Raw genomic sequence first — 13,077 nt, 5'->3', positions numbered from 1 at the left:
GCCCGGCTCCCGCGAATGCAAATTGGAAAGGATCGAGGCTATCCGCCAAATGGTAATGGACCCAGATGCTCGGCAACGGGACCCAGCGCTGCCACCGGCAGAAATAGCAGCGCGCCGATAATCACGATCGTTCCCATCAGAAGGAACGCGAAAGTGGGAGTATCGTCGCGCATCGTACCCAATCCGAATGGAGCGGACTTTTTCGCGCCCATCCCGGCCGCCAGTGCGATCGGTGCGATAATGGGGATGAAGCGGCTGATGCAAATGACTATTACTGTCGCAATATCCCAGGCCTGACTAGTGGGCGCGGGACTCGGATTATTGTTGAGTCCCCAAGTGTCGCCCAGGCCCTCAAAGCCCGAGCCATTGTTGGCCGACGCCGAGGAAAACTCGTACATAATTTCCGAGAAGCCGTGCGCGCCAGGATTGAATTCGGCCTTTTGACCCCAGCTCGTCGCGGCGAAGATCCCGGTCGGCCACAGGATCATGATCGGGTGAATCAAAAGGCCGATCATCGCCAATTTCATTTCTCGGCCGCCGATTTTTTTGCCCAGGTATTCGGGTGAGCGTCCAACCATCTGGCCCGCGATGAAGACCCCGATGATCAGAAAGACCAGCATGTTGATCATGCCGACGCCTTTGCCGCCGTATATGCAGTTGACCCACATTCCGGCCATTGGCGACACCGCCGCCATCGGATTGAGGCTGTCATGGGCGCAATTAACGGCGCCGCAGGTGACATCGACCGTCATCGCGGCGAAAGTCGCTCCGGCCGCGGTTCCAAAGCGCATTTCCTTGCTCTCGAGATTGCCGAGATGCTGATCGACGGGTAGCCCGGCGACGGCGGGCAGCACGACAGGTTTCTTTCCGGATGCGCTTTGAATTTCGAAATGTCGTTCCTGCGGATGAGCAGTTATTCCGGGGTTCGGCTTGTAGGTATCGAAGTAAATCGACCAAACTACAGTGACGATCATCAAGACCATCATTACTGAGAAAATAATCCAGGCGTGTTTCAACTTTCCCAGCATTCGCCCGTACATCAAGACCAGGGCCATCGGAAACAGCATCATCGCGACGCTTTCGAGAAAATTCGTGAGCGCGGTCGGATTCTCGAACGGATGGGCCGAATTGGCACCGTAGAATCCGCCGCCATTGGTGCCGAGCTGCTTCATCGGAATGAAGGCGGCGAGGGGGCCGAGGACAATAGTCTGCGGCTTGGCCTGACCATTATCGAGCGTGCCCATCGCAGTCGGTTCGAGCGTCTGGACAATTTCGGCGCTCTTGAAGGTCATCGGCATGCCCTGCTGGAGGCAGACCAGAGAAAAGACGAATCCGATCGGCAGGAACATATAAATCATGACCCGCCACATATCGATAAAGAACGAGCCGACCTTGTCGGGGCCGAACTTGAGCGCGCGGATAATTGCGGCCAGCGCGCAGAAGCCGATCGAGGCGGAAAAGAAGAAATTCGAAATCATCACGAAAATCTGGGTGAAGTTCGAAAAATGCACGTCACCCGACCAGTGCTGGAGGTCGGTGTTGGTACTCAGCGACATCGCCGCATGGGCCATCGTGGTGGGCGCCAACATCCCACGATGCAGCTCGTTGAGCGGCGTCAGGGGCTGAATTGCCATTATTATATAGCTGTAGGAAAACAGCAGGATGTTGAAGACCAGCAGCGCGACTGTATATTGCTTCCAGTTCTGATTGCCGGTATCCAGTCGAGCTTCGAACCATTTCAGCACGGCCGGAGGGTTATACTCGCCATTCATTATCCAGGCGAGGTAACGGCTTAGTGGGATCGCGAGCAGCGCAGTCGTAATCAGCATCGAAATAGGTAGGAGCCACATAGTCGAATCTTTTGTCTCCGTTATGCAGGCCTATTGGCCAATCGTCGAATGTTAAGCAAGTTCGATGCTGCGATAAAAACCTCACCAACACAGGGGTTGCGATTCAGGCGCCGTGCCGCGCGGCGCCTGAATCCGCCGCGATTGCACACACATTGGCCACCAATGATAACTAACAGTTCACAATGAAATGGTAAGTGTGATGAACGAGCGAGTGAAACCAGGAGCGGACTCAACTGGACAATTCAAAAACAAATGCGAGGAGCAGGAAGCGCGCCGAAATCTGCCGCCGTACATCGCTCAACCGATCATTTGTGATGATGGAGCGATTTGCGGTGGTGCGGGTGATGCTCGGGCGAGTCACCTGTATCGCTATCCAGGTAAAAAATGATTACAACGAAAATAGCTAGTAGGGCTGGAGCAATCAGCATACTAATCAACCGATACTATGCCGGAGCGATGAAAGATCGCTCCGGCATAATTGCCTCGGACGCTGATCAATGAAGGGCGGAAGCTGCACTCTCTCGAGGCGCCACGGGCGCGAGGTCGAGGGCTTGACGCTCCGTATATGGAGAGATCGGATCGAGCCGAAGGATCATGATCGACTCCGGGTTAACGCTCGTGAGCAGCGTGCGAGCGATTTTCTCGGCCTCGGTATCGGCGACGTTGAGGTCGACCTTGAGCCTGTCCACGAGATCGACCGCGTATTCATGACCGCGATAGAGGCGTTGACGATTTTGGCGTTGCGTTGACGGTGCCCGACGAACCTCGGTGACATCGAAGTCGTCCAGTTGAAGCGCTCGCGCCGCCTCGGTGAAGCGGTCGAGAGTGGCGTTTTCGATAACAATCTCAATTCGTTTCATACTCACAACTCATCCTGCCGGGTGAAGGGCCGGCTCCAGTAAGGCAGAGAGCATGGGACGTGCCGGAGCGAAAATGGGCGCTTTCGCTAGATTGTTCGCTTCGCCCGGCCTCGGAACACTTCGTTTTGAAAGGGGCTGAGCTTTCATTTTGAAAGGTCGCTCAATCGCGGGAATGCCGCGGAGGGTGCCGGTATCCTCTGTCGAATGAAAAAATGCCGGAAAAATCACGACTAAGTGGCAACTAAAAGAATGATTGCGATTTTCGCGGCGCTGGTGCGGAGGTTGCTGTTATGTGACTCGGGAGAGGATCAGTTCGCAGAGAACCTGGTTCGAACATCAGATGGCCAAACCTAGTGTCTATAGACGATGTCAAAGTCTCAGAACTGGTCCCAAGGCCGGGCGTCAAAGGCGCGTGCTGGTGGCATCGCGGCAGGCAGGAACAGGTCCAACGATTCTTCGCAGGTCAATAGTCGCAGCGATAGTTCGACTGCTTACGCCGCGAACTCACGGCCTGGTTTTTCCGAGTGCGATCGCTCCCCAGGACTTGCTCTTCTAGCACAAACCGTTTTCGGTCAAATCCTCGCCTTCAATATCAGTTATGAGAGTAGGCATAAGCTTATGAAACGAATAGAAGCAATAGTGACACGGGCGGCTATGTATGATCTGTGTAGATGCGCCAAGCAACTCGGCATCTTTGGATTTGACTTGTCTGAAGATCATTCGAAACAAGCCGATCGCCGAAGATCGGAATCGAACCGAAATGACGTCAGTTCCCGGCTGGTGGTAGATTTTGCGGTCCCGGATGAAGCGACTAAACCAACAATTCATGCACTCCTCGAATCCGTCCATCCCGAAAGTCTCGCGATTTACAAGATCGATCAAAACGCCAACACCGACCGCCGGCACATCTGAGATTTTTGCCAGCGTCCGGTCTCGCTCCTGCGTGGCTTCGTCGCGCACTGAATGGCGATGACCGGGCTCGACGAGATCGCGATCGTTGCTCTGCTCGGCCTGCTTACGACCTCGTCGTCGATCGCCGGCGCAGCGATGGGACTCTACGCGCCGCTTTCGAAGCGGATGCTGGCCTGCGTCCTGGCCTTCGCCGCGGGCGCGTTGATCAGTGCGCTGGCCATCGATCTAGCATTCGAAGGCGCGACCGAATTGCATCAGCAGGGGTTCCGCGCCAATGAAGCCTGGGCCTTTGTCGGGAGCGGCTTCGCCCTGGGTGCGATAATCTACTATTTCACTTCGTTGTTTCTCGATCAGAAGGGCGCGGCGATACGCAATCCAACACGATTTCGCGAATATGCTCTGGGCGTGAAACAGAAGGACGCGAAAGATACTATCCGGTTGCTGTCGAAGTGCGATCTGCTACGGCATTTGCCGCCTGAAGAGATCGAAAATCTATTGCCCTGCGTTCGCCCCCGGCATCTGGAACCGAATGAGATCCTGTTCCGTGCCGGCGACACTGGAGACGCGCTTTACATAGTCGCGCACGGGAAGGTGGAGGTCCTGTCCGCGGCTGAGAACGATCCGTCCGGGAAGGTAGTGCCCAGTCAGAAGCTCGCTGAGCTTGGCGAGGGGAAAGCATTCGGTGAAATGGCGCTGCTCAGCGGATTGCCTCGTACGGCGACGATTCAATCATCCGCGGAAACCGAGCTGCTCGAAATCGGAAAAGAAGATTTCGACAACCTTCTTAAGAATGACCACCAGTTGGCCAGCGCCGTGCGGCGGCTGAGTCACGAGCGAGCAATCAGCAACTTGAGCTCGGGCGGCTCCAACCCGTCGCGCTGGGTGCGGGTAGCGACGAGCAATCTCGATCATGTCAGCCGCGACGAAGCGGCCAAAATACTGGCTGAAGCTGGTCATGGAGCTGGATTGGCTATCGTACTGGGAAATATTCTCGATACGATTCCCGGATGCCTCGTGATCGGCGCGAAATTCGCCGGTCTGGCGACTATGTCGGTGACGCTGATCGTCGGAATGTTCGTGGGCGGAATTCCAGAAGCCGCGGCGAGCGCCGCGATGCTCAAGCGGGCCGGCTACAGCGCGCTATCAATCTTCGCGTTGTGGTCGACGGTCCTCGTCGCTGGAATGGTCGCGGCAGCTTTTGGAAAGGCATTCATAGGTTCAGGCTCCCACCTTGCAATCTTCTTCCAGGCGCTCGCCGGTGGCGCGGTGCTCGCACTCGTTGCGCATGCGATGATTCCCGAATCAATTCACGAGGGTGGATCCTTGATCGTCCTGCCGACAGTCGCTGGTTTCATATTCGCCTTGTGGCTCGCCCTTGCTCAGTCATTGACTTGATCGGTCTTCAGCTCTGTTGACCCGACCCGCGTATGATCGATTAACATTTCGACGGTCAGCTCCGAGGGAGCCCAGGAGAAGTGTGATGGTTCTTCGCGACAACGAGTTGTTGCGCCAGCGATGCTACATAAATGGAAAGTGGATCGCGGCGGATGGCGGTTCAATATCCGAAATTCAAAATCCTGCAAACGGAGAAACGCTAGGGACCGTACCAACTCTCGGCGCGTCCGAGACGCGAAGCGCAATTGCAGCGGCAGATGCGGCCTTCCCGGCTTGGCGCGCGAAGACCGCCAAGGAACGTTCGACGATCCTGCGCCGATGGTTCGAGCTGTGTTTGCAGAATCAAGAGGATCTCGCGACGATTATGACCTTGGAGCAGGGCAAACCGCTCGCGGAGGCGCGCGGCGAGGTCGCATACGGCGCCGCATTCATCGAATGGTTCGCCGAGGAGGCCCGGCGCATTTATGGCGATGTGATCCCGGCACCCAGTCGCGACCGCCGGATTGTCGTGCTCAAGGAGCCGATCGGCGTCGCGGCGGCGATTACGCCATGGAATTTTCCGATCGCGATGATCACGCGCAAGGCCGGGGCGGCGCTGGCCGCAGGATGCACAATAGTGATCAAGCCGGCGCCAGCTACGCCTTACTCGGCGCTGGCTCTCGCCGAGCTCGGGGATCGTGCCGGCTTGCCGGCGGGCACTCTCAACGTCATCACGGGCGATGAGATCGCGATTGGGCGCGAGCTGTGTGCCAGTCCCGTTGTGCGGAAACTTTCGTTCACCGGTTCAACTGAGGTTGGGCGCATTCTGATCCAGCAATCCGCGCCGACGATCAAGAAGCTCTCGCTCGAGCTTGGCGGTAACGCACCCTGCATCGTGTTCGACGACGCCGACCTCGAGCGCGCGGTCGCGGGAGTCATGGCCTCGAAATTCCGCAACGGCGGTCAGACCTGCGTCTGCGCCAATCGCATCCTGGTGCAACGAGGAATCTATGATCGTTTCGCGGCGAAGCTCCTCGAAGCAATCAAGGCCCTTGTGGTTGGCAACGGAATGGATGAGGGCACGACCATCGGGCCGCTGATCGACCGTGACGCCATCGAAAAGGTTGAACGTCACATCGCGGACGCGGTTCGTACTGGTGCGCGCATCGCCCATGGCGGCCAGCGTCATCCACTCGGCGGCACCTTCTTTCAGCCAACCCTGCTGCTTGACGTTCCGCTTAGCGCCCGTCTGATGAAGGAGGAGACCTTCGGCCCGGTCGCACCGCTTACCCCCTTCACTGATGAAAAAGATGCAATCACGATCGCCAATGATACTGAGTATGGGCTGGCCGCGTATTTCTATAGTCGTGATATCGGACGGATATGGCGAATTGCGGAAGCGCTTGAGTATGGAATGATCGGAATTAACGAGGGCATCATTTCAACCGAAGTGGCGCCATTTGGCGGTATGAAGCAGTCGGGTATCGGCCGCGAAGGGTCAAAGTACGGAATCGAGGAGTATCTCGAAATCAAGTATTTGTGTATGGGAGGCATTTGATTCCCGCCGTCACGAGATGGCATTAACTACGCATTGCATAACCAGGAAGGCAGCCGCGCGAGCCAATCGCGCAATATTCCTTCAGTGGTGAGAGGTTTTGAGCGCAGCTTAAATGGCCCAGGTGGCCGGCGACGCCACTTGTCACGGATATAATTCGACTTCCGAGGTGAGTGATGCATCGTAAGTTACTTTCGCGGCAAGCGCTTTCGCCATCGGCCTGATCGCCTCTAGTGCGCAGACTGCCGACGTATCAACGCTGCTAAACAAGTCGAAGGTCATCAATACGCAGAAGTATAATCGGCGAAAACTGCCAGCTCGAAGGCGGGCAATAATCAGCTCCGGTTCAAGCCGATTCTACCTGACTGTGATCGTGCCGAGATCGATCGGCAGACCGCTCACTCCCACCGGAACTTCATTTTCCGTGACTGCTAATAGCGTTATTTTCTGAGTCGAGGATTCCGATGTGGCTGGAGCGCCGCTCGATCCGCCGCATCCGGCGAGAGCGGCCGAGAGAACGATGAGCGAAGCCACCATGAAGGTGGCGCGCCGCCGAGTTCTGATGCCGAGCGGGAGGATCGCGAAGCCGAACATCGCGAGCGCAAGTGTAAGGCTGGTCTCCGAGCTGAATCTGCTCTTGCTGTTGAAGCTGGCGATGCCCGCGAGCCTCACGTTGTCTAGACTGCCGAGCTGATGCGGCGCGATCGTGCCGCTCAACTCGAAGCTCAGGGATATTCCACCGCCTGACGGAATAGTCAGTGGCGGCGAGAATGTAAACACAGTCGTCGAAGTGATATCCGGTACAGTTACGGTCGTGCTGCCAACTTGATTAACGCCGAGTGATGCCGTCAATGTCAGCGAAGTGAAAATGCCGGGCCGGCTCACCGATACCGTAGCCGACGACACTACCTGCTCGCCAGTATCCGAGGGTGAGTACTGAAAGGTGCCAAGATCGCTCGACGATCCCGGCGAGACGACGCTGCTACCTTTGTCGATTAAAGCGGCATCGCCGCCCAGTGCCGAAGTCGGAGTCGAGGTAGGAGTTGGGATCTGCGTCGGCCCTGTAGAAGAAGTTGCAGTGGGCGTTGGTGACGGACTGACTGTCGCAGTTGCCGTGGCGGTCGGCGACGACGAAGCAGTAGCAGTCGGCGTTTGCGTTGCGGATCGCGTTGGAGTTGCAGTCGCTGAAATAGTTGGTGTCGACGTCGCAGTTGCGCTGGCAGATGAAGTCGCAGTGGGCGTCGTACTTCCGGTCGCGGTCGCTGTCGCGGTGGGAGAAGGAGATCCAGTGGCGGTCGACGTCGGAGTTGGCGTCTCTGTTACTGCTCCCTGCGGCGCGAGTACCCCAAAATACCCATTGTACGCATCGAAAGTACATTGGTGGCATTGGTTCTGAAATGCATCGGCCGTGACTTGTAAAGCTGCCGACGCTGTGCCACCGGCAATGTAGATACTTGTGTCAAAGGGAACGACGGCGGAGCCAATAGCTGATGCCACTGCGAAATCCGTCGCGTTATCAAGGCAGCTTGAGAATACGAGTTGATTGGCCGGCGCCGTGTTGGGGTTCAGTTCTGTGACAAACGAACCGGGGCACGGATTGAAAGCATCGGCGGACAACGGGAAAGTATCTGAGTCCGAAATTCCTGAAACGACGATATTTCCCGAGGATGTCACTCCGATCCCGACGCCAACTTCCGAAGGATCCGCGATGCCGAGATACGGGTCCGAGGTTCCTCCGAGATATGTCGAATATATGAGTCCGCCAGCGGTTGGATTCAGCTCGCTGACGACGGCGCTCGTGCGCTCGTTGACGCAATCCGGGCATGTGCCCTGGTATCCGTTTTTGACCGGGTAATCGCTGGCAATCGAACCTCCCGTGACGTAGGCGTCGCCGGCGGAATCAACAGCCAGGCGTGCCAGGCTCGTTATCCCAGTCGAGCCGGTTAGCAGGGTCGAATATACCAGTGAACCAGCTCCGCTCTGCGTCGTATCGAACTTGGCGACGAAACCGCAGTCCGCGGCCGCGCACGGGCCGGTATTGAGGACACCGGTTGTTGTCGGTAAGTCACTCTCGTTGCTGGTGCCCGAAATATAAGGTTTGCCCTTCGAGTCGACCGCTAAGCCGATCGAACCGGTCAGCGGTTCATTTTCCGCGGCAGCGGCTGCTGAAGTGGCAGTGGTGCCGCTCATAAAACTCGAATAAACGAGCTGATCCGTAAGACTTGGATTCAGCTCGGCCAGGAAAGTTGAATTGCACGGACGGTCGGAGTCAACCAGCGCCGGACAGTTTGACTGGAATGCACTTGTGGTTGTTGGCAGGTCGGTTGCGTCCGTGCCGCCGGTGAAAAAGATATTGCCGTTGTTATCCAGCCCGATTGCTACTGCCGATGTGACGTTGGTAATTTCCGCTGAGATTGGGGTACCCGCGACACTTCCAAAATAAGTGGAATACAGGAGCCCATTTCCATTTGGGTTCAGTTCGGCGACATACCCGTCGGAGCCCGCCGGAGAATTTGCGCAGGCAGGGCAAGCCGACTGATATGCATTAACGAGGGGAAAGTGGCCAGTGGTCGATTCCGTGGCGCCGGCGATGTAGGCATCACCCAGGCCGTCGATCGCGATACTGTTGCCGCTGGTCTTCGCGTTGCCGCCCAGATACGTCGAGTAAACCAGAGTGAAATCCCCATTTCCTGCGGGAGCAAACTTCGCAACGAAGGCGGCGCCCGGACAATTCGACGTATCGCCGGGGCATACGCCCTGGTCGGCCGATGGCAATCCGCCCACCACTGGAAAATCAATTGAGTTGGTATCGCCTACGATAAATGCGTCGCCATTGTTGTCCACGGCCATCGACGTGGCGACCTCCGGTGGTCCGGGCGAGAAGTATTCCGGACGGCCACTGCCGCCGACGAACGAGGAATAGAGCAGAGACGCGCTGCCCGATGCCGCGGGATTGAGTTCGCTGACGAAGCCCGTGCTTCCACTGCCGGCGCATGCGACGCAGGTGGCATCCAACGCGTTGCTGCTGACCGGGAAATCGGAGGATCCGGTGCTGCCGGCGACATATGCATCACCATTGGAGTTAGTTGCAACCCAATAGCCATTCGAGCCATTAGATCCACCCAGGTATGTGCCGTAGTCGAGCGCGGTGCCGGTGGAATTGAGCACGAACACGACATCGTTTTCGTCGCTGCAGCCGTTGGGGCAGGAAGTCACCAAACCATTCGGTGTAGGGAAATCCGAGAAGCCGGTCGGGCCCGCAACGATCGCATTGTGATTCGAATCGACAGCGATGCCGGTATTCTGAGCAAAGTAGCCGCCCGTGTAGGGGAACGTCGTGCCGGCTACGTAGGTTGAATAGACAAGTTGATTCGCCGGAGTCCGCGTCAAGTCCATCTTGGTGACAAAGAAGCCGCAGTTAAATGCCGACGCGTTCGGACATGCAGCTTGAAACGCACCAGTCGTGGTTTGGATCGTGTTGGCACCGCCCGGGATCCCCGCGACGTAAACGTCATCGTTGGAATCCACTGCGATGCCGCCTGTCTGCGCATCGTTGAACAGATAGCTCGAGTACACGAGCGAGTTGGTACCTGACTCGCTCGGATCGATCAGCGAAATAAATGAAGTATTGCAGAAAGGACTTCCGCTACAGGTCGACTGAAATGCGTTCGCCGTCACAGGGAAATCCGTCTCGCCTGCGAACCCGGTTAAGTAGGCTCTGCCGCTACCATCAACTGCGACCGCGTATCCACTGTCATCAACTTCGGAAGTCTGGGATCCGCCGAGGTATGTCGAATAGATTAGCGATGCATTACCCGATTGAGTTGGATCGAGAACAGCAAGGAAAACTTCACCGTTTGGGCATCCATTCGCGCAACTCTGACTATATGCAGTCGAGGTAACCGGAAAACTTCCGCTTTGGGTTATCCCGGTCAAATATGCACGCTCGGTCGCGGGATCGACCGCCATCGCGTTTACGATGTCCTCGTTGTTGCCGTTGGAATTGCTGCCTCCAACGAAAGTTGCATACACGAGTTGATTTTGTCCGCTGAGCGATGGATCGATCACTGCGTATGCCGGAGACTTGCAGTTTTTGCCAACCTGCGGGCAGCTTCGCTGAAAAGCGTTGGCGCTAACTGGAAAGCCGCGGCTCGAGGCATTAGTCGCAAGATGGATGCGGCCCTTGGAATCGACGGCGATCGACGCTGTCTGAAGATTACCCGCGGTCAACTGTCCGTCGGCGGGAAAATAGCTTGAGTAAATGAGTTGGCTTGCCGCCGGCGCATTTGGGTTTATCTCGCTCACATAGATCGACGCCGAATAGGGCAACTGCGGCGTGTAGGCATTCGCGGTGACGGGCAGATCGAGCGAATACGTGCCGCCTGTTAGGTAAAGATTGCCCGACGAATCAGTTACGATTCCCGTCGCGCTGTTGCTGTCGTATCCGTCCTGGGTATGCGCTCCTGTGCCGCCAAGATACGTCAGGTAAGTGATGACGGGATCGATTACGAGAGCGCGTGCGCGATCGTAGTCGGCAACCTGGAAGGCGAGTTGATAGATGCCAGGCTTCCGGCGCCTAAGAAGGTATGAACCATCGACCCGATGCCGCATACCATCGATGGTCTGATAAACGACGGGCTTCAGCAGCCGCATCTCCCGCCCACGCGTTGAAATCGCGATACTGCCATCGCGCTCGGCGCGCGCCGAGTCTGCGCCTTCGATTGCAAGCTTGATCGCGCGCGGATCCGCGCCGGGCTGTAGCACGAAATCGCATTCGAGCTGTCCCTCGCTGCCGTACCAAACCAGATCGACACCACGCCAAACCTGCCGCTCTCGGACCTTCGCGTAGGTCGGAATGTCGGTATGCCAGTTCGCAGGATCGCGACCCATGAAATAGTTGACCCGCGCCCGCATCGGGTCTTCGCCGCGCATAGCGACGTGCGCATTTCTGCCTATGGGCCGCAGATGCAATACCGCCGAACCGATCTTCTGGTTGTGTGAACCCGGGTGGCGCGATGCCGAGCGAACCAGCCGCAGGATCGTGTCTTTGTCCGTCAGGAACAGCGCCAGGTTGCCGCTGTGGGCTACGAAGCGCACCGGGCGCGCGGTCTGTCCACGATTTGGTTCGAAGTGAAGAGGAACGGCGATTTTGACGCGATCACGCGGAGCTGGATGCGAGCGCGCAGCGACCTCCATACCAGGCGCGAGGACAGGGTCGCGCCAGTGGGCCCCAACCCTCAAAGCGAAAAGCGATGCAACAAGAAATAAGGCGAGTGTCCACGCAAAACGAAACCGATTTCGCGCAATCACAAATCAGACTCCCCGTTTCCGACCGCAGTCCCCTCAATTTGGGCAGAAGAAACGCGATTGCGTTGTTCGTTACAATACGCAAATGTACGTAAATCCCCGAATTCACATGCATATTTCGCGCATTGATTTCGATCGGTTCGTCAAGCTCCTGCCGGATTTTTATGTAACGCAGGACCTCGAATCGCTGCCGCGGCATTTGATCAGCCTCGTGCCGCAGCTGATTGCGGTCGACACTTGCGGCTACAACGAAATCAATATCGAGCAAGGCCGAATCAAGGTTCGGATTGAACCCTCGCCCGAATACTTCGGCGTGAAAGATTTCAACGCCACCGCGCGCGCAACCTTGCACGAACATCCATTAGTCGACCACTACGGGCGCACGAGAGACACCCGCGCGCTCAAATTATCGGACTTTGCGTCGCGCCGAAGTTTGCGCCGTCTGCGCCTCTACAACGAGATTTTTCGCCCGATGGGAATCGAGTACCTGATGACGGTGTCTGCCAAGACCGCGCAGACGGATGACCATATCGCGCTTTCGCTCAGTCGCGAGCGTAGCGACTTCTCCGAACGCGATGGGCAGATGCTCGAGATGCTGCGGCCGCATTTCCTGCAGGCGTTCCTCAACGCGAAAGCGGTGAGCGCTGCGCGTCAGGATCAGCAGGAGACTCAGGAAGCGTTGGAAGGTTGCCTGGGCGCAACCACGATCCGCGTGCGTGACGGCCAGATCATAAGCGCCTCGCCACGCGCGATCGATCTGCTCGAGAAGTACGCGGGCGCGATGTCGCCGGCGAATCGTTTGCCCGACGTGATCGCGCGCCGCTGGCGCTACTGGCAGGAGTCGCTCGCCGACAGACACTGCTGGCCGAGTCCAATTGCCCCGATGACGATAAAAGGCGCCGAAGGCGCGCACCTCATCGTGCGGATCTTGCCGCGGCGTTCGGAGGGTTACCTGTTGTTGTTGACTGAGCAGACCGAGCGCGACAACCCGGCGCTACTCGCGCGGCATCTCGGTCTATCGCCGCGCGAAGCCGAAGTATTGCTCTGGGTGGCGCGCGGCAAAACGAGCGCCGAAGTCGCATCGATCATGGATCTCAGCCGGCGCACCGTGGACAAGCATCTCGAGCGCATCTACCCGAAGCTCGGCGTCGAATCGCGCGTCGCAGCCGCGTCGGTTGCATGGGATGCCCTGCGCAGGACGAGCCGCGGCGGTATCTGA

General features: G+C 57.4%; 7 protein-coding genes. 3 read left to right on the top strand and 4 right to left on the bottom strand.

The window, feature by feature from the left end; all coding sequences use genetic code 11:
- Window positions 1–38 precede the first annotated feature (38 nt).
- The 3 genes from kdpA to VMA09_09585 all read right to left on the bottom strand — a co-directional run bounded on the left by kdpA (window position 39) and on the right by VMA09_09585 (window position 3,670).
- Window positions 39–1,850, bottom strand: coding sequence for a potassium-transporting ATPase subunit KdpA (kdpA, locus tag VMA09_09595; GenBank protein ID HUA33845.1), 1,812 nt, complete (start codon window positions 1,848–1,850; stop codon window positions 39–41).
- Window positions 1,851–2,344: 494 nt separating this feature from the next.
- Window positions 2,345–2,710 carry a P-II family nitrogen regulator gene (locus VMA09_09590; GenBank protein HUA33844.1) on the bottom strand — a complete coding sequence of 122 codons (366 nt, stop codon included), beginning with the start codon at window positions 2,708–2,710 and terminating at the stop codon, window positions 2,345–2,347.
- Window positions 2,711–3,262: 552 nt separating this feature from the next.
- Window positions 3,263–3,670, bottom strand: coding sequence for a hypothetical protein (locus tag VMA09_09585; GenBank protein ID HUA33843.1), 408 nt, complete (start codon window positions 3,668–3,670; stop codon window positions 3,263–3,265).
- A 3-nt stretch (window positions 3,671–3,673) separates the two neighbouring features.
- On the opposite strand from VMA09_09585, the gene VMA09_09580 reads away from it, so the two are divergent.
- Window positions 3,674–5,017, top strand: coding sequence for a cyclic nucleotide-binding domain-containing protein (locus tag VMA09_09580; protein HUA33842.1), 1,344 nt, complete (start codon window positions 3,674–3,676; stop codon window positions 5,015–5,017).
- A gap of 85 nt (window positions 5,018–5,102) precedes the next feature.
- Window positions 5,103–6,554 carry an NAD-dependent succinate-semialdehyde dehydrogenase gene (locus VMA09_09575; GenBank protein HUA33841.1) on the top strand — a complete coding sequence of 484 codons (1,452 nt, stop codon included), beginning with the start codon at window positions 5,103–5,105 and terminating at the stop codon, window positions 6,552–6,554.
- Window positions 6,555–6,908: 354 nt separating this feature from the next.
- Here the strand turns inward: VMA09_09575 and VMA09_09570 are convergent, their stop codons facing one another.
- Complete coding sequence (locus VMA09_09570; GenBank protein ID HUA33840.1) at window positions 6,909–11,648, bottom strand: SBBP repeat-containing protein; 4,740 nt, start codon at window positions 11,646–11,648, stop codon at window positions 6,909–6,911.
- A gap of 295 nt (window positions 11,649–11,943) precedes the next feature.
- Between VMA09_09570 and VMA09_09565 the strand changes: the two genes are divergently transcribed.
- The gene (locus tag VMA09_09565) at window positions 11,944–13,077 is read left to right on the top strand and encodes a helix-turn-helix transcriptional regulator (GenBank protein HUA33839.1); all 1,134 of its coding nucleotides are present in this window, start codon (window positions 11,944–11,946) and stop codon (window positions 13,075–13,077) included.

Source organism: Candidatus Binataceae bacterium (genome assembly GCA_035508495.1).
GTDB lineage: Bacteria > Desulfobacterota > Binatia > Binatales > Binataceae > JASHPB01.
This window is presented reverse-complemented; position numbering and strand designations above follow the sequence as displayed.

Coding starts and splice junctions, on each gene's coding strand:
- kdpA (HUA33845.1), bottom strand. CDS start 1,850: ATGTGGCTCCTACCTATTTCGATGCTGATTACGACTGCGCTGCTCGCG.
- VMA09_09590 (HUA33844.1), bottom strand. CDS start 2,710: ATGAAACGAATTGAGATTGTTATCGAAAACGCCACTCTCGACCGCTTC.
- VMA09_09580 (HUA33842.1), top strand. CDS start 3,674: ATGGCGATGACCGGGCTCGACGAGATCGCGATCGTTGCTCTGCTCGGC.
- VMA09_09575 (HUA33841.1), top strand. CDS start 5,103: ATGGTTCTTCGCGACAACGAGTTGTTGCGCCAGCGATGCTACATAAAT.
- VMA09_09565 (HUA33839.1), top strand. CDS start 11,944: ATGTACGTAAATCCCCGAATTCACATGCATATTTCGCGCATTGATTTC.